At 68.2% G+C, this 17740-nt stretch carries 12 protein-coding genes and 6 tRNA genes; 13 read left to right on the top strand and 5 right to left on the bottom strand.

What is annotated here, in order from left to right:
• Nucleotides 1–94: 94 nt before the first annotated feature.
• The gene (locus OG385_RS16595; protein ID WP_266855421.1) at nt 95–445 is read right to left on the bottom strand and encodes a metallopeptidase family protein; all 351 of its coding nucleotides are present in this window, start codon (nt 443–445) and stop codon (nt 95–97) included.
• Between the two features lie 75 nt (nt 446–520).
• On the opposite strand from OG385_RS16595, the gene OG385_RS16590 reads away from it, so the two are divergent.
• From OG385_RS16590 to OG385_RS16560, 7 genes are all read left to right on the top strand, one after another.
• Nucleotides 521–2119 (top strand): metallophosphoesterase, encoded by a 1599-nt coding sequence (locus OG385_RS16590; RefSeq protein ID WP_266855420.1) that lies wholly within the window; start codon nt 521–523, stop codon nt 2117–2119.
• A gap of 324 nt (nt 2120–2443) precedes the next feature.
• Nucleotides 2444–2516 (top strand) — tRNA-Glu (locus OG385_RS16585).
• A gap of 39 nt (nt 2517–2555) precedes the next feature.
• Nucleotides 2556–2630 (top strand) — tRNA-Asp (locus tag OG385_RS16580).
• A gap of 27 nt (nt 2631–2657) precedes the next feature.
• Nucleotides 2658–2734 (top strand) — tRNA-Phe (locus tag OG385_RS16575).
• Nucleotides 2735–3540: 806 nt separating this feature from the next.
• The gene (locus OG385_RS16570) at nt 3541–4992 is read left to right on the top strand and encodes an Eco57I restriction-modification methylase domain-containing protein (RefSeq protein ID WP_266855419.1); all 1452 of its coding nucleotides are present in this window, start codon (nt 3541–3543) and stop codon (nt 4990–4992) included.
• Nucleotides 4989–5924, top strand: coding sequence for a BsuBI/PstI family type II restriction endonuclease (locus OG385_RS16565; RefSeq protein WP_266855418.1), 936 nt, complete (start codon nt 4989–4991; stop codon nt 5922–5924). Before OG385_RS16570 ends, OG385_RS16565 begins: the two co-directional genes overlap by 4 nt.
• Before the next feature lie 87 nt (nt 5925–6011).
• A complete protein-coding gene (locus OG385_RS16560) occupies nt 6012–7496 on the top strand; it encodes a HEPN domain-containing protein (protein WP_266855417.1) in 1485 nt (494 codons plus the stop codon).
• A gap of 143 nt (nt 7497–7639) precedes the next feature.
• Here the strand turns inward: OG385_RS16560 and OG385_RS16555 are convergent, their stop codons facing one another.
• Nucleotides 7640–7846, bottom strand: coding sequence for a hypothetical protein (locus OG385_RS16555; protein WP_266855416.1), 207 nt, complete (start codon nt 7844–7846; stop codon nt 7640–7642).
• A gap of 397 nt (nt 7847–8243) precedes the next feature.
• Between OG385_RS16555 and OG385_RS16550 the strand changes: the two genes are divergently transcribed.
• Nucleotides 8244–8317, top strand: a tRNA-Asp gene (locus tag OG385_RS16550).
• 49 nt (nt 8318–8366) lie between these two features.
• Nucleotides 8367–8440 (top strand) — tRNA-Phe (locus OG385_RS16545).
• Nucleotides 8441–8495: 55 nt separating this feature from the next.
• Here the strand turns inward: OG385_RS16545 and OG385_RS16540 are convergent.
• Nucleotides 8496–9563: an ABC transporter permease gene (locus OG385_RS16540; RefSeq protein ID WP_266855415.1), complete on the bottom strand. Its 1068-nt coding sequence runs from the start codon at nt 9561–9563 to the stop codon at nt 8496–8498.
• A 100-nt stretch (nt 9564–9663) separates the two neighbouring features.
• Between OG385_RS16540 and hrpA the strand changes: the two genes are divergently transcribed.
• The 3 genes from hrpA to OG385_RS16525 all read left to right on the top strand — a co-directional run bounded on the left by hrpA (nt 9664) and on the right by OG385_RS16525 (nt 14282).
• Nucleotides 9664–13605: an ATP-dependent RNA helicase HrpA gene (gene hrpA, locus OG385_RS16535; RefSeq protein ID WP_266855414.1), complete on the top strand. Its 3942-nt coding sequence runs from the start codon at nt 9664–9666 to the stop codon at nt 13603–13605.
• Between the two features lie 188 nt (nt 13606–13793).
• Nucleotides 13794–13868: transfer RNA gene (locus OG385_RS16530), tRNA-Asp, on the top strand.
• A gap of 201 nt (nt 13869–14069) precedes the next feature.
• Nucleotides 14070–14282 carry a DUF6274 family protein gene (locus OG385_RS16525; RefSeq protein ID WP_266855413.1) on the top strand — a complete coding sequence of 71 codons (213 nt, stop codon included), beginning with the start codon at nt 14070–14072 and terminating at the stop codon, nt 14280–14282.
• Between the two features lie 471 nt (nt 14283–14753).
• Here the strand turns inward: OG385_RS16525 and bldC are convergent, their stop codons facing one another.
• Together bldC and OG385_RS16515 are read right to left on the bottom strand one after the other, a co-directional pair.
• On the bottom strand, nt 14754–14960 hold the full coding sequence (gene bldC, locus OG385_RS16520) for a developmental transcriptional regulator BldC (RefSeq protein WP_003949541.1): 207 nt from the start codon (nt 14958–14960) through the stop codon (nt 14754–14756).
• 479 nt (nt 14961–15439) lie between these two features.
• Nucleotides 15440–16300, bottom strand: coding sequence for a hypothetical protein (locus OG385_RS16515; protein ID WP_266855412.1), 861 nt, complete (start codon nt 16298–16300; stop codon nt 15440–15442).
• Between the two features lie 155 nt (nt 16301–16455).
• Between OG385_RS16515 and OG385_RS16510 the strand changes: the two genes are divergently transcribed.
• Nucleotides 16456–17580, top strand: coding sequence for a Glu/Leu/Phe/Val dehydrogenase dimerization domain-containing protein (locus OG385_RS16510; protein WP_266860925.1), 1125 nt, complete (start codon nt 16456–16458; stop codon nt 17578–17580).
• Nucleotides 17581–17740: the final 160 nt, after the last annotated feature.

The following is a 17740-nucleotide window of genomic DNA, read 5'->3' as shown; positions in this document are numbered from 1 at the left end:
GGCCCCCGGAAGGGACACGCCCGGCGGCCGGTCCCTACGCACGGTCACCTCCGCCCCCGCTGAGCCGCACCCGGTGCGTGCAGCCGCTCGTGGCTCAGCCGTACCCCAGCGCGTGCAGCCGCTCGTCGTCGATCCCGAAGTGGTGTGCGACCTCGTGCACCACGGTGATCTCCGTCTCGGCCACCGCTGCCTCCCGCGAGGAGCACATCCGCAGCGTCGGCCCCCGGTAGACGGTGATCCGGTCCGGCAGGACACCCGCGTACCACTCGCCGCGCTCCGTCAGCGGTGTCCCCTCGTAGAGACCGAGCAGTTCCGGGTCGTCGGACCCGGGCTCGTCGTCGACGAACACCGCGACGTTGTCCATCAGCCGGGTCAGCTCCGGCGGGATGCGGTCCAGCGCCTCGGCGACCAGTTCCTCGAACTCCTCACGCGTCATCTCCAGCACCCGCCCATTGTCCCGTAGTTCCCCCGTATGCGCCGGGTCCGCATGGGACTTCCGCCTCCTGGGCATACCGCAGGAATGGCCGCCGCCGACCGTCTACGGCAACTCCGGGCGCTGCGTACCGTCCGGGCACTGCGCGCGCGCCGTCCCCGCAGCGGGGGGCCACGCGCCCGACGGCCACGCACCTGGACCACCCGTCCGGCCACCCGGCCCCGTTCCGCACCGCGCGAACTCTCTCTCGCCCCCCGCCCGCACCCCTGGCTCCGGGGCCCCGTCATGGTGACCGTCGTGCTGCTCGGCGCCTGGCTGGGGCTGCTCGTCGTGGGCAATGTCCGGTCGCAGGTCGGCCCGGTGGACACCACCATGACGCTGCGGCCCTCCCTCACCGGCGGCACCAAGATCAACGTCTCGCCGCTGGGCGCACTCGCACTCGACTCGCACACGGCACCCATCCGGCTCGACGTCGACGTGGACCGCCTCGACCCGGTCCGCTCCCGGGCCCTGGTGGAACACCCCGAACGGATCTCCGGCCTCCAGGGCGAGATCGCCCACGACGTCGAGCACAGCACCCTCGACCTGGCCGTACGCTCCTGCGCCGCCGTGGTGATCGGCGCCACCACGCTCGGCCTGGTCGTCTACCGCAGGCCGCGCCGCGCCCTGGCGGCCGGCGGTCTCGCGCTCGTCCTGCTCGCGGCTTCGGGCGCCACGGCGTACGCGACCTGGAACCCCAGGTCGCTGCTTGAGCCGAAGTTCTCCGGGCTGCTCTCGTCCGCACCGCAGGTGGTCGGCAACGCACGCTCGATCGTCACCGACTTCAACGTCTACCAGGACGAGTTGGCGCGCCTCGTCACCAACGTGACGAAGCTGTACGACGCCACGTCGACCCTCCCCGCCTACCAGCCGGATCCCGGCACGATCCGCGTGCTGCACGTCTCCGACATCCATCTCAACCCGGCCTCGTGGCAGATCATCGGCTCGCTCGTGAAGCAGTACAAGATCGACGTGATCATCGACTCCGGCGACACGATGGACCACGGGAGCGCCGCCGAGAACACCTTCCTCGACCCGGTGCCGGACCTCGGAGCGCCGTACGTGTGGGTACGCGGCAACCACGATTCGGCCACCACGCAGAAGTATCTGAAGCACCTCCGGAATGTGCATGTGCTCGACAACGGCAGCGCCGTGACGGTCGGCGGCCTGCGGATCGCGGGGACCGGTGACCCGCAGTTCACCCCGGACCGCTCGGTCGTACCCGGCGGTGACGCGGCGGAACGGCTGGCCGGAATCCGGCTCGCCTCCGCCATCGAGGACCAGAAACGGGCCGGCACCCCCGTCGACATCGCGGTCGCCCACGAGCCCCAGGCGGCCCGCGAGACGGACGGCACGGTCCCGCTGGTGCTCGCCGGGCATGTGCACCACCGCGAGAACCAGCTGCTCCCCCTCGGCACCCGGCTGAAGGTGGAGGGTTCGACGGGCGGCGGCGGGCTGCGCGCCGTACAGAACAAGCACCCGGAGAAGGTGCTCGCGTCGGTGCTCTACCTGGACCGGTCGACCCGGCGTCTGCAGGCCTGGGACGAGATCACGCTGGGCGGCCTGGGCCTGACGACGGCCGAGGTCAGCAGGCATCTGCCGGACGACAACCTGCCGGGGGCGAAGCCGTCGCCCACGTCGCGCTAAGACGGGCCGGCAAATGGGGGTGGGTGGACGAGCGGGGTCTGGTGCACTGTGTTCGCTTCGCTCACTCCGTCTCGGCTCTTTAATTGATCTTTGGATGCCGAGCCCAGCTGCAAGGCGGAGGATTGAGGCAACGCGGTGGGGGGTCCCCCCGGCCGGAGGCTGGGGGAGTTGTTGATTGACGACAACGCCGCAGATGAGCGTGCCAGACCCCGCGACGCCGCCCCCCATTTGCCGGCCCGTCCAAACCGTTTTGGCGAACCGCGCCGCCATCCCATATGCTTCGGACGTCCCCGACGCGCTGCAAAGCGCCCAGGCGGGCCCTTAGCCCTCATCGTCTAGTGGCCCAGGACGCCGCCCTTTCAAGGCGGTAGCACGGGTTCGAATCCCGTTGGGGGCACGCACAACTGTGTGCGAGAATATTTCTCGCACATTGCTTGGTCCTGTGGAGCAGTTTGGAGTGCTCGCCACCCTGTCAAGGTGGAGGCCGCGGGTTCAAATCCCGTCAGGACCGCTTGCAGCTCACCTTTGTGAACTGCGTGGCTGGGTAGCTCAGTTGGTACGAGCGATCGCCTGAAAAGCGATAGGTCGCCGGTTCGATCCCGGCCCCAGCCACCACCTTGAGAACGTCCCGGGACAGCATGCCGTCCGGGACGTTCTCGTTGCTTGCCTGAGCAAAGACCACCCTTGGCCGCAATCGCCCCCAGAGGCTTCGTGTGCTGACATGTCAGCACCGGACTGCCGAGGTTCCGGGCTGCCGAACCCTCCCTCTCCCGCGCAGCACCCGTGCTACTTCAAGTGCGACACATGCCGCCCTGTCAGACCAGAGCAGGGTGACGGTAGGCCGGGGCACGGGTGGTCTGCTCTGAGAAGGCGGCCCGCGGACTAGTGCCGAAGACGAGGATGGCCGTGGCCTGCCGGGCAAGGCCCTCGGCCAGGGGGTCAGCGCGCACAGCGCCTCCGCGCGATCCTCGCGTACCTGGACAGACAGATTGCGGAGACCAACACGGTCGGCATCTACCTACGCTATCAGCGGGACGCCGCACGGGACACGCTCACTCACGCCGAGCAGCCGGCACTCAGGCGGGGAGGGCCGACCCGGCCAGAGAAGAGCGGCACCTCGCTGCTCACCTTCGCCCCCGGGCTCCGGTTACATTTCGGGCAGCAGCGCCACGGGAAGCCTCAGGAAGGCACAAGAGAGCTGCTGGGTGACCACTGGGACCCGTGACGGAGCACGTCGCCCCCGCGAAAATGTCTGCCTGGGGTTTCACGGGGACGGCGTAAATCAAGCTGGGGTTTCACGGGGACGGCGTGAATCAAGCACGGAGGAACCTCTGGAGGGGGCAAGAAGTGATGCCTCAGTGTGCTGAGGTGTCGGAGCCCTCCGGCATGATTGACACATCCGAGAGACAGGATGTCGTCGTATGAGCGTGGAGCTCCTCAAGCGGGCCGAAGAGCGCCGCAGGACTGCCTTGGTCGGACTCGATGTTGAAGAACAGGCGCAGCGCGGCCAGTACTTCACGCCGCACCTCGCGGCTCAGATCATCGCTGGGCTGCCGCGCGTCGTCGAGATCGAGAGCATCAGAGTGCTCGACCCCGGGGCCGGCAGCGGGATCTTGTCAGCAGCTCTCGTCGACCGGCTCCGCGTTGAGCGCCCTGGCCTGCCCGTCCACCTCGTCGCTGTCGAGAACGACGCCGTCCTCCACGCTGCACTGGTGGAGACTCTGGGCGACCTCGAGACGGTCGAAGGCGTCACCACGGAGCTCGTCGACGCAGACTTCCTGGCCTGGGCGCTAACCACCGACCAGCGCTTCGACCTGGTCATCCAGAACCCGCCCTACGCGAAGCTCCGCACTGGGAGCGAGCCCCAGAACCTTCTGCGCAGCGCGAAGATCATCGTGCCGAACATCTACGCGGCATTCCTTGACCTTGGCTTGCGGCTGCTCGTCGACGGTGGCCAGCAAGTCGCCATCACCCCGCGCTCCTGGATGAACGGCCCCTACTACGCGGCGTTCCGCCGGGGCTTCGTGGGCGCGGCAGGCATCGACGCGATCCATACCTTCGAGAGCCGTTCAAAGGTCTTCGGGGATACCGGCGTGCTCCAGGAGTCCATCGTGGTCTCGGCGACGCGCGGCCGCACCCCGGACAAGGTCGTCGTCCATACCTCGCACGATCACAACAGCACGCCATCCTCTCGCACGGTCGCCTACGGGGACATCGTGACCCCCGACTTCATTCACGTTCCTGCGACCGAGAGCGACGCGCAGGCCGTCGCGTGGATGAGCACCCACGCCCGCCACACGTTGGCCGATCTCGGACTGACGGTCTCGACCGGCCGGGTCGTCGACTTCCGCTCCCGCGAGATGCTGCACCACGAACACATCGACGGTGCAGTGCCCATGGTCAATGCCACGCACATCCGTGGTGGGGTCACGCAGCACCCCGTCGGTGCGAAGAAGCCGGAATGGTTCCACGCCGAGCCAGCCGACGCGGCCAAGCTGCTAGTGCCTGGGGGCGACTATGTGCTGATCAAGCGCTTCTCTGCCAAGGAGGAGCGCCGGCGCGTCGTTAGCGCCGTCTGGCGATCAGAGGGCGAGGTCGCCTTCGACAACAAGCTCAACTACGTCCACCAAGACGGCCACGGTCTGGAAGCCGAAGTCGCCAACGGTCTGTCGGTCTTCCTGAACTCGACACAACTCGACAGCTACTTCCGCGTCTTCTCCGGCCACACGCAGGTGAATGCGACCGATCTGCGGCAGATGCGCTTCCCCTCGCTCGACCAGCTGCGGCAGCTGTCGGCGGTGACCTCGCGCGACCAACTGGAGATCGACGCTGCGGTAGAAGCCGTTCTCGCGCCGACGGAGGTAAAGGCATGACACGGCTCGACGAAGCCAAGAAGATCCTCAAGGCCTTCGGCTTTGACAAGGGACGCTCCAACGACCGCAGCGGACGCACGCTGCTTGCCCTTGCTCAGATGAAGCAAGACTCCTCATGGGCCGACGCAACGAACGAGATGCTCGGTGTCCGCGCGATCCTCGACTGGATTCGTGACCAGCTCGGGCACGAGATCGCCGAGAACACGCGCGAGACCTACCGACGACAGACGCTGCACCAGTTCCGCGACGCCGGATTTGTCATCTACAACGATGACGACCCTGGCCGGCCGACGAACTCAAGTGCCAACAACTACCGCCTCAATCCCAAGGCGCTCGAGGTCATCAGGCTCCACGGCACGCCTGCGTTCGCCGATGCGCTCCAGGAGTATCTCGCTGCGGCTCCGGGCCTGCTGTCGATGTATCAGGCCGCACGGACCCTGACCCGCATCCCCGTGACGCTCCCCGGCGGAATGGAACTCTCGCTCGGAGGCGGTGGTCAGAACGTCCTGATCAAGCAGATGATCGACGACTTCTGCGGGTTCTTCGTGCCCGGTGGCGAGGTGCTCTACATCGGTGACGCCGACGAGAAGCTCATGCACTTCGACGAGCAGAAGCTCGCATCGCTCGGGGTCACTGTCGACACCCACGGCAAGCTGCCCGACCTGGTGGTCTACCAGGAGGAGAAGGACTGGCTCTTCTTGATGGAGGCGGCCTCGACGCACGGACCGGTCGACGGCAAGCGCCACGGTGAGCTCCAGGCGCTGTTCGCTGGGTCGACCGCCGGCCTGGTCTACGTGTCCTGCTTCCCGGACCGCCCGACAATGCGCAAATTCCTCGCCGAACTCGCCTGGGAGACGGAGGCGTGGTGCGCGTCTGACCCGACGCACATGATCCACCTCAACGGCAAGCGGTTCCTCGGTCCCTACGCTTAGAAATGGCGGCGACAGAGCGGAGTTCCGTTACGGGGAACATCTGGGAGCGGCAAGAAGTAGCTGGCCCAAGATGCAACGCTGAGCACCATGGCCAACGACCCCCTGAACCTTGACGAGCCCGGCGAATGGGCTGGATCCTGGTGGCTGCCGGACGACCCTGACGAACAGGTCCCGGGCGTGCTCCGGTACGACCCCGAGAGCGGCCTCTCGCTCTCGTTGATCGGCGCGTTCGAGGATCGCATCACGTCGAACCCTGCTCCTGGGGTGACCGCGTACCACGAGGGCACCAGGACGTGGGACGTCATCCACGGCGCGGCCGAGCAGCGCGAGATCACCCTCATCGGCTGCGTCCCCAAGGGCGGGAAGCGGACCCTGTTCGCGCGAGTGAAGAGCCCGGACAAGCAGACCATGGCGGCGATGACCGCGATCATCGGCGCGCATGTCAGCGGCGAGGAGGACGCTGCATTCTCCGCGGCCGAGGTCTCGGTCGAGGACCTCGGGCTCTGGGCGTCATCGTCCGTGTTCAAAGGCTTCCTCGGCGCTCCAGACGGCAAGATCGACGGGACCGGGAGCTTCTCCGTGGAGCCGGTCGAGACGCAGTCGGTCGTGGTCGATGGGACCGAGTTCCGCCTTGAGCACCGCCATACTCTGCCGTTCTTCGACCAGCGCAAGGGCGGGACCGTGGGGCGCATGCGGGACACGGCGTTCGTGCGAGCTGTCCCGGCAGCTCCGTTCTCCGTGAGTGCGGCGTGGGCGACGTCGAGCCTCGTACAGGACTTGATCGCCCTGGCGACGCACCGTGCAGCTGGCGTGATCTGGCTCCGGCTGCAGGTGGCCGGGACCGAGTCGGCCCGGCCGAACGGTCGCCTCGCGCCGCGTCAGCACGCGGACGTGCTCTACTCGCCCGCCGTGCTCGGCAAGCGTGATGCCAAGGCCGTCGACCCCAACCGCGCGTTCTTCACCTGTGCGTCGCTCCCGTTCGAGGAGGTCGTGCCCCGCTGGTGCGAGGCGCACGGCCGCCTGAAGGCGGCGACCAACATGATCCTGGGCCTGCGCTACGCGTCGGCCAGCTTCGTTGAGAACAACCTCCTGACGGCGGTGGGCGCTGCCGAGGTGCTGCACCGCGGCCTGCTCATCGACGAGAAGCCGTTCCCCAAAGCGGAATTCAAGGAGATGCGCGAGGCGATGCTCGCGCAGGTGCCAGAAGAGCATCGCGACCGGTTCCGGGGTGCGATCCGTAACGACCCGACACTCCGGGACCGGCTCCAAGCGCTCGCCGAGCGCCCCGGCCAAGAAGCGATCGCGCTCCTTATGCCGGACATTGGCCATTGGGCGAGGAGGACGACGCGGGCGCGCAACGACCTCGCGCACGAGGGCAGGACGCCGAGCCACTCGTTCGAGGAACTGATCGCCATCGTCAGGGTGACCACGGCGGTCGTGATCCTCAACGTGCTGCACGAGCTCGGGCTGCCGGCCGAGCGGCAGCGAGAGATCGTGCAGGAGCACCCGCAGCTGAGGGCGACGGCACAGACTGCGGGCGAGTGGCTGGCGGCCCCGCAGCCCGACTCCTGAGCGACCTCCCTTCCGCCGACGTGCGTTCGGTGCCGCTCAGGCCTCTGCACCCTTGAAGTAGTCGCCCCGTCTGAACTCCTCCGACGCCTCGCTCCAGTCCTCGGGGTGGGAAATGGACAGCAGTCGGTGAGCGGGACCGGAGCTCAGCGCTCCAGCTGCCACCTCTTGAGCGGCGGGGTCAGCGCCATGGGCCAGTGCCACCAGCGCCAGCTGTTGACGTCGATTCGCGCCACCCAGGAGAACTGCCCGACCCCCTCCAGGAACTCCGTGCCGTGGCGGAAGGTGTCTCTGTCCCAGAAGGATGAGCGATTCTCACGACGCGCCGTGGCCTTCTTGATCGTCCTCTGCATCCTCCACGACGCGTACCGAGAGTCCTCGGGCTCAAACAGTCTCGACTGTCAGGTCAGCTCAATAGCCCGGCCGAGCCGCTCATCGCGGGCAGCGTCGGCTGCAGCCCGGCCGTAGCGCACGGCTCCGGCAAGAGGATCACGGTCGACAGGGGCGAGCATCAGAGGCGCCGGAGGCCACCGCAGCGACCTGAGATTTGCAGTCACAACGTCACGCCGCCCCGTGCTGATATGTCAGCACGGGGGCAGGATCGAGCCAGACTCAGAAGGACGCAAACGGGCGTGGTGGCTGGGCTTTCACACATCTCCCCAGGCCAGCAAGGTAACGCCTTCGGGTTCGAATCCCGTTGGGGGCACGCACAACCTTGCATATGCGGATTCATTCGCATATGCAAATATTGTCCTGTGGAGCAGTTTGGAGTGCTCGCCACCCTGTCAAGGTGGAGGCCGCGGGTTCAAATCCCGTCAGGACCGCTGCAGCCTAGGCTGCTTCCCCAAGCTCTCCGAGCAGGGGATACCCCAAGGCTGGGTAGCTCAGTTAGTACGAGCGATCGCCTGAAAAGCGATAGGTCGCCGGTTCGATCCCGGCCCCAGCCACCGCTTCGAGAGCCCCGACCACGCGTCGGGGCTTTTCGCGTACCCGGGTGCTTCCCTAAGCCCGCCGGCCGCCCAGCACCGTACGCCCGCCCGGGTGCCGGTGGCGCCAGGTCCAGAAGACGGCACACGACACCAGCGACCATCCCGCGAGCACCAGGAACGGGAAAGCGTGCTGGTAGCCGCCGAAGTAGACGGCGGTGTGCTGGGCGTTGACCGAGGCGCCCGGCGGCAGCCACTGCCCGATATGACCCAGCGTCGACGGAAGCAGCGGCCAGGACACCGCACCGCCCGACGACGGGTTTCCGAGCAGCACCATCAGCCCCCAGGTGGGGAGCATCGCCCAGCGGCCGATGAGGGTGTTGAACATCGTGAAGACCATGCCGGACGTGAACATCGTGAAGGCCAGGATCAGCCACGACTCCGTGAACGGCAGATCCAGCGCGCCCAGCCACCAGTCGACGACGGCCGCGATGGCGAAGCCGCCGAGCAGTGCGTTGGCGATGATGTACGCGATGCGCTCCGCCGGGTTGAGACCGCGGGCGTGCACGGAGAGCTGGATGGCGCCGACGAAGCCGACGATCACCGCGGCCAGCGAGATGTAGAAGAGCGCGAGCCCCCGCGGATCGCCCTTCTGGAGCGGGTTGACGTCCGTCACCCGGACCGGGACACCGGTCGCCTTCGCCACCGCGGGCGCGGACTCCACGAGCACCTGCGCGACCGAGGCGCCGGACGCCCCGGACACGTCGAGCCGCACCGCACTGCTCCGCACATGCACGATCGCGAAGACCTTCTGCTGGTCCACGGCCCGCCGCGCCTGGGCGTCCGTCGGGTACACATGCAGTTCGAGCGAGGCGTCGAGCGCCTGCTCCATCCCGTCGATGAACCGCTTCCCGGTGGGCGATTCGTACGAGCCGACGACGGCGGTCGGCACCCGGTGCGGGGTCGGGTTGGCCATGAAGTACGTGTACGAACCCGCGAAGAGCCCGGCGGCGGCCGCCAGGATGAACAGCAGCACGGTCGCCGGCACGAAGGGCGACTTCCGGAACTCCTCCCACCGCTCGGCCCCGGTCGGGTGCCTGCCGTGGGCGCCGCGGTCGCCGTGGTGTTCCGTCTCGTCGGGCATGGAACCAAGCTAAACCACGTATTAGGGACATACACGCCCACATCAGGGCACTCAAATCCATTCGCCAGCGGGTTGCGCAGGGTGAGATCCTGGATCAGGTATGTCTACTTCCTTCGCTGATATCCAGGCCACGCTCAACGAGCTGTCGCTGCGCGACGCGCACCGGCTCGGCCGACGCCTGGAGGGCGCCCGCCGTATCCGTAAACCAGAGGCCCGGCAGGCCGCGCTGGACCAGATCTCCGCCGAGGCGGAGAAGTCCACCGCCCGCATGGCGCGCCGGGCTGCCCGGGTGCCCACCGTCAGCTACCCCGAGCAGCTTCCGGTCAGCCGGAAGAAGGACGAGATCGCCGAGGCGATACGGGATCACCAGGTGGTGATCGTCGCCGGTGAGACCGGGTCCGGCAAGACGACCCAGATCCCGAAGATCTGTCTGGAGCTGGGACGCGGCGTCCGGGGCATGATCGGCCACACCCAGCCCCGCCGGATCGCCGCGCGCACGGTCGCCGAGCGCATCGCGGACGAGATGAGCACCCCGCTGGGCGAGGCCGTCGGCTGGAAGGTCCGCTTCACCGACCAGGTCGACCAGGAAGCCACCTTCATCAAGCTGATGACGGACGGCATCCTCCTCGCCGAGATCCAGACGGACCGCGAACTGCGCGCGTACGACACGATCATCATCGACGAGGCACACGAGCGGTCGCTCAACATCGACTTCCTGCTGGGGTATCTGGCCCAGCTGCTGCCGAAGCGGCCGGACCTGAAGGTCGTCATCACCTCGGCCACCATCGACCCGCAGCGCTTCGCCCGGCACTTCGGCGACGCCCCGGTGGTCGAGGTCAGCGGCCGTACATACCCGGTCGAGGTGCGCTACCGCCCGCTCCTGGAGGAGGAGGGCGACGAGGGCGACCGGGACCAGATCACCGCGATCTGCGAAGCGGTCGACGAGCTCCAGGACGAGGGCCCGGGCTCCGGCGATGTGCTCGTCTTCCTCTCCGGCGAGCGCGAGATCCGGGACACCGCCGACGCGCTGAACAAGCGGAACCTGCGGCGCACCGAGGTGCTGCCGCTGTACGCGCGGCTGTCGCACGCCGAGCAGCACCGGGTGTTCCAGCGCCCGTCAGGCGGCGGCAGACGGGTGGTGCTCGCCACCAACGTCGCCGAGACCTCGCTGACCGTCCCCGGCATCAAGTACGTGATCGACCCGGGCACCGCCCGTATCTCCCGCTACAGCCACCGCACCAAGGTCCAGCGGCTGCCCATCGAGCGGATCTCGCAGGCCAGCGCCAACCAGCGCAAGGGCCGCTGCGGCCGTACGTCGGACGGCATCTGCATCCGGCTGTACACCGAGGACGACTTCCTCGCCCGCCCGGAGTTCACCGACCCCGAGATCCTCCGTACGAACCTGGCGTCCGTCATCCTCCAGATGACCGCGGCCGGCCTCGGCGACATCGAGAAGTTCCCCTTCATCGACCCGCCGGACCACCGCAACATCCGCGACGGCGTGCAGCTGCTCCAGGAACTCGGCGCGCTGGACCCCAAGGAGAAGGACCCCAAGCGGCGGCTCACCCAGGAAGGGCGCAAGCTCAGCCAGCTGCCCGTCGACCCGCGGCTGGCCCGGATGGTCCTGGAGGCCGACCGGAACGGCTGTGTGAGCGAGGTGATGGTCATCGCCGCCGCGCTCTCCATCCAGGACCCGCGCGAGCGCCCGGCGGAGAAGCAGACCCAGGCCGACCAGCAGCACGCCCGCTTCAAGGACGAGACCTCCGACTTCCTGGCCTTCCTCAACCTCTGGCGCTACGTACGCGACCAGCAGAAGGAGCGCGGCTCCTCCAGCTTCCGCCGGATGTGCAAGCAGGAGTATCTGAACTTCCTGCGGATCCGCGAGTGGCAGGACATCTACGCGCAGCTGCGCTCGGTCGCCAGGACCATGGGCATCCGGCTGAACGAGGAGGACGCGCCCGAGCAGGCGGTGCACACCTCGCTGCTCGCCGGGCTGCTCTCGCACATCGGGCTCAAGGACACCGAGAAGAACGAGTATCTGGGCGCCCGGAACGCGAAGTTCGCGATCTTCCCCGGCTCGGCGCTCTTCAAGAAGCAGCCGCGTTTCATCATGTCCGCCGAGCTGGTGGAGACCTCACGGCTGTGGGCCAGGGTCAATGCCAAGGTCGAGCCGGAGTGGATCGAACCGCTCGCCCAGCATCTGCTGAAACGCACCTACAGCGAGCCGCACTGGGAGAAGGACCAGGCGGCGGTGATGGCGTACGAGCGGGTCACGTTGTACGGCGTACCGATCGTCGCCCAGCGCAAGATCAATTACGGCCGGATCGACCCGGAGACCAGCCGGGAACTTTTCATTCGCAACGCCCTGGTCGAGGGCGACTGGCGCACCCACCACAAGTTCTTCGCCGCGAACCGCAAGCTCCTGGCCGAGGTCGAGGAGTTGGAGCACCGCGCACGGCGCCGCGACATCCTGGTGGACGACGAGACGCTCTTCGACTTCTACGACGGGCGGATCCCCGAACACGTCGTCTCCGGCGCCCACTTCGACTCCTGGTGGAAGCACAAGCAGCGGGACGAGCCCGAGGCGCTCGACTTCGAGCGCTCGATGCTGATCACCGAGAAGGCCGGGGCCGTCACCAAGGACGACTACCCGGACTCCTGGCGGCAGGGGAAGCTGAAGTTCCGGGTGACGTACCAGTTCGAGCCGGGCGCGGACGCGGACGGCGTCACGGTCCACATCCCGCTCCAGGTGCTCAACCAGGTCACACCCGACGGCTTCGACTGGCAGATCCCGGGGCTGCGCGAGGAAGTGGTCACCGAGCTGATCCGCTCGCTGCCCAAGCCGATCCGCCGCCACTACGTGCCCGCGCCGAACTACGCGGGAGCCTTCCTGGACCGCGCGGTGCCCCTCCAGGAGCCGCTGCCGCTGACGCTCGCCCGGGAGCTCCAGCGCATGGTCGGCGTCCCGGTCACCGCCGAGGACTTCGACCTCTCCCGGGTGCCGGACCACCTCAAGATCACCTTCCGCATCGTCGACGAGCGGCGCCGCAACGTGGCCGAGGACAAGGACCTCGAAGCGCTCAAGCTCCGGCTGCGCCCCAAGGCCCGCCAGGCGATCTCCAAGGCGGCAGCGGCGACGGCGGGCCCGGCCGGCGAGTCGGTCGAGCGGACCGGGCTCACCGACTGGACGGTCGGCACGCTCTCCCGTGTCTTCGAGACCAGGCGGGCCGGCCAGCCGGTCCGCGCCTTCCCGGCCCTGGTCGACGCGGGCGACAGCGTGTCCGTACGGCTCTTCGACACCCAGGCCGAACAGCAGCAGGCGATGTGGCGGGGCACCCGCAGGCTCATCCTGCTCAACATCCCGGTGAACCCGGCCAAGTTCGCGTCCGACCGGCTCAGCAACCAGGCGAAACTGGCCCTGTCCCGCAATCCGCACGGCTCGGTCCAGGCGCTCTTCGAGGACTGCGCCATGGCGGCGGCGGACCAGCTGATCGCCGACCACGGCGGGCCCGCCTGGGACGAGGAGTCGTACCGCAAGCTGTACGAGAAGGTGCGCGCCGACCTCGTCGAGACGACCATCAGGACGGTCGACCAGGTCCAGCAGATCCTGGCGGCCTGGCAGGCGGCCGAGCGCCGGCTGAAGTCCACCACCAGCCTGGTGCTCGTCGCCAACCTGGCGGACGTACGGACCCAGTTGGCGACGCTCATCAAGCCGGGCTTCGTCACCGCGACCGGACTGCGCAGGCTGCCGGACCTGATGCGCTATCTGGTCGCGGCCGACCGCCGCCTCCAGCAGATGCCGACGGCCGTCCAGCGCGACACCACGCGGATGGAGAAGGTCCACGAGATGCAGGACGAGTACGCATGGCTGCTTGAGCAGCTGCCGCAGGGGCGGCCGGTGCCCAAGGAGGCGCTCGACATCCGCTGGATGATCGAGGAGCTGCGGGTGAGCTACTTCGCGCACGCCCTCGGCACGGCGCAGACGGTCTCCGACAAGCGCATCGTGAAGGCGATCGACGCGGTGGTCGCCGGGGTCCGCTGAGCTGTCCGCAGCCGGCCCGCAGCGCATCCGCAGCCGGCCCGCAGCGCATCCGCAGCCGGTCCTCAGTGCGGTCCGCAGTCGGCCCGCAGCCAGTTCGACCGGGGGGCCCGACCTCCTGTACAGTCTGTCTCGCAGCCGAACGGAAGCAACACCGTGCGAGATTCTCGTACGGAGGGGCTGCGAAACCTGGTCCTGTGGAGCAGTTTGGAGTGCTCGCCACCCTGTCAAGGTGGAGGCCGCGGGTTCAAATCCCGTCAGGACCGCAGTAGAACAACACAGCAGAAGGGCCCGCATCCTCACCGGATGCGGGCCCTTCTGCTGTTCCGGCTGCCGTTCCGGACCACTGCCGCCCGCGCACGCGTCTTGACGGCGCGTCCCGCACGCGGGTACTCAGACAGCAGAGGTCCGCAGGGCAGCCGGGATTCGGAGCGGCGGGGCCCCGGACGGCGGCAGGAGGTCGGCGTATGACGACGGCGACGCGGCACGAGACGCGGGCACTGCTACGGGCCCATCTGGCGGCCGCTGTGGGCTACCGCCACCTCACCCGGCACTGCGCGGTCTGCCACCGGCTGCTGCGGCTCGCCATGGAGCCATCTGCGCCCGACAGGAACGATAAGAACGCTGCGAACGCTGCCAACGCCGCGAACCCAGAGGAACGTCCACCGGCACGCCGGTGAACCATGCCGCCCGCCGGGTCTTTCCGTGACAGGCTCAGGTTTGGCAAGTGCTCTGCTATGTGACGGGTGTCACGCAAACAATTTTGAAAAGTAGTGAACTTAACCCCTCCCTACAACAGCCCAATTTAATATGTGCAATTGCACTTCTGTGCGAGACGTAACCGGCGGCACACGCTGAGCCTCCGGCGCTGCACCGACAACGGGACGACAGGGCGGAATCGGGCGGTCCCCAACAGGCCCTGAGAGCCCGGCAGACGGCCCCGTACGAGCACCTTGCGGGCGGCCGGCGGGCGGACCGCCACAGTCCCGTACGGCGCCGAGTGGGGCTCGACACAAAAAAGATCGCGCTGGACCCGGCGGAGTCCAGCGCGATCAAAAACGGAAGTCCGTTGGGGCGGACGGCCGTCAAGTGGAGCTATAACGGGGCGAATCAGGTTGGGAGACCCGAAAACGCCCGATTTATTAGGGTGTTCAGGCCTCGCTGCGCTGCTGCGGAATGCCCGCGAGCAGAGCACGGACCTCAGCCTCGCGGTACCGGCGATGCCCACCCAGCGTTCGGATGGACGTGAGCTTGCCCGCCTTCGCCCAGCGAGTGACCGTCTTCGGGTCCACGCGGAACATCGTGGCAACCTCAGCCGGGGTCAGCAGCGGCTCGGCATCAGGGGTGCGAGCGGTCATGAGCGGCCTCCTCGGGAGAACCGAACCATCTCGGTTCTTTCCTCTAAATTCTGCACCTTGACCCGCGTTGCCCGAAATGGCGGACACGGGCCGAGTCGGTTATAGGACGAACGGCTTGTCTTCGGCACTACAACTACACCATCCGTCCAGCCACGTCGGCCAAACCGATGGAATTGCCCTCTCAGGTGCTCATCAGCGGCCGAAGCCCGATGGACCATGTCATAGCGGACAGTCACGCCCCAGTGACGATCAGTCACATGGTCATCAGGAGTCATCAGACCCCCCCATAGAGTGCAATGCCGAGGAATCCGCCCTTACTTGGACGGACGGAGTCCTCCCCGGACTCCTTGTCCTATTTTGACACGAGGGTGGGGGATGGGCGCAAGACCCCAGTTAGTGCGGTCCGTCACGCTTGACGCAAAGGCCCGGATCAGGACCTAGGTCCCCGACCCGGGCGGTCCCCCGGACGAGCGACCCCGTCAGTTCGCCGTCTGCCGCGCCCGGACGGCCCGCCAGCGGTCCGCGAGACGCTCGTACGCCGCGTCCGCGGTCTCCTCGTCGCCCGCGCGCAGCGCGGCCACCGCCGCCGCCACATCGGCGGCCGACCGGTCCTCCTCCAGCTGCTCGTCGGACAGGGCGTGCACCAGGCCGCCGTAGTCGAGCTCGACCAGCGACCTGGGGTGGAAGTCCTCCAGCCACTTCCCGACGTCGACCAGCCCCTCGGTGAGCGGCCCCTCCTCGAAGTGCTCCCTGAGCGTCTTGAGCGACCGGGCCAGCCGGCGCCTCGCCTGCACCATCGGCGTCCGGTAGCGCAGGACCGGCGGCGCCCCGGCGGCCGTCCCTTCGCCGGGACCGGCCTTCTCGTACTCGCGTTCCTCGTCGTCGAAGAGCGTGAACCAGCGCACCGGGACATGCCAGACCGTGGTGCGGATCCACGGCCTCGCGTCCGGATTCCGCTCCAGCCAGCGCCCGTAGTCGGCGACCGCCTGGAGGCGCACCACCGGCGGGAGCACCACGTCGAGCACCGGCTCCGGGTACTGCCCCGCCATCGCCTCCAGGGCCTGCCAGCCGCGCAGCCTGGTCCGCCAGGGGCAGACGCAGACCACTCCGTCCAGCTCGGCCACGAACGCGTCGGCGCTCTCGTGCACCGGAACGGCGACGGGAGGCGTCGGCAGCAGATCGGCCAGCGAGCGCCGGAGTTCGTCCTGCGCCGTCGGCAGGTCGCTGCGCCGCGCATAGCGGGCCCAGTGGTCGCGCTCGGCCTCCGGGAAGGCCGCCAAGGGCTCGTACACCCGCAGGTAGGACGTATAGGGGACGATCACTGAGGACACCACCGCCATAAGGTGAATCGTCCCATGTCGTTGCGCCACGAGGGGGTGATCCTCGGCACTGCGCCTGATCCGTGGACGCGCAGGGCCTAATCTGCTGCCATCCGGCCCTCTCCACCCGTAAGAGGGCCGCCGCCTCGTACTTGGGAGTCACCACCGTGACCGATATGACCGGCGTACTCGTCCCCGACGCCCCGGGCGCCCCGGGCGCCCGTGTGGACGTGCTGAACACCCTGTTCCACTCCGATCAGGGTGGGCACGAGCAGGTCGTCCTCTGCCAGGACCGCGCCTCCGGCCTCAAGGCCGTGATCGCCATCCACTCCACCGCCCTGGGCCCGGCCCTCGGCGGCACGCGCTTCTACCCGTACGCGAACGAGGAGGCAGCCGTCGCCGACGCGCTGAACCTCGCCCGCGGAATGTCCTACAAGAACGCCATGGCCGGCCTGGACCACGGCGGCGGCAAGGCCGTGATCATCGGCGATCCCGAGCTGATCAAGACGGAGGAACTCCTCCTGGCCTACGGCCGGTTCGTCGCCTCGCTCGGCGGGCGGTACGTGACGGCCTGCGACGTCGGCACCTATGTCGCGGACATGGACGTGGTGGCGCGCGAGTGCGCCTGGACCACCGGCCGCTCCCCCGAGAACGGCGGTGCGGGCGACTCGTCGGTGCTGACCGCCTTCGGCGTCTACCAGGGGATGCGGGCCAGCGCCCAGCACCTGTGGGGCGACCCCGCGCTGCGCGGCCGCAAGGTCGGCGTCGCGGGCGTCGGCAAGGTCGGCCACCATCTGGTCGGGCATCTGCTGGCCGAGGGCGCCGATGTGGTGGTCACGGACGTACGGGAGGACTCCGTGCGCCGCGTCACCGGCAGCCACCCGGGCCGGGTCAGCTCGGTCGGCGACACCGAGGCGCTGATCCGCACCGAGGGGCTCGACATCTACGCCCCGTGCGCGCTGGGCGGCGCGCTCAACGACGCCTCGGTGCCCGCGCTCACCGCGAAGGTGGTGTGCGGCGCGGCCAACAACCAGCTCGCGCACCCCGGCGTCGAGAAGGACCTCGCGGACCGGGGCATCCTCTACGCCCCCGACTACGTGGTGAACGCCGGCGGGGTGATCCAGGTCGCCGACGAGCTGCACGGCTTCGACTTCGGCCGGTGCGAGAAGAAGGCAGCGAAGATCTTCGACACCACGTTGGCAATATTCGCACGTGCAAAGGAAGACGGTATTCCGCCGGCCGCGGCGGCCGACCGGATCGCCGAGCAGCGCATGGCGGCGGCCCGTTCCCGCAGTCACTGACCGTACGGGCCCACTGACCCGCTGTCGGGGAGACGTGACTCACCCCCGTCGGCGGGTCGGCCGCCGAGAAGAGGTTAAAATCGCAGTTGACCAGCGAGGACGGGGCTCCTCGCCGGTTCTGTGAAGCGGCGCTACCTGCGGACGGCGTACCGTATGGCCG

Origin of the sequence: Streptomyces sp. NBC_01306, from assembly GCF_026340465.1 — a bacterium.
GTDB lineage: Bacteria > Actinomycetota > Actinomycetes > Streptomycetales > Streptomycetaceae > Streptomyces.
The sequence above is the reverse complement of the archived record's forward strand: the minus strand, read 5'-3'. Positions and strand labels throughout refer to the sequence as shown.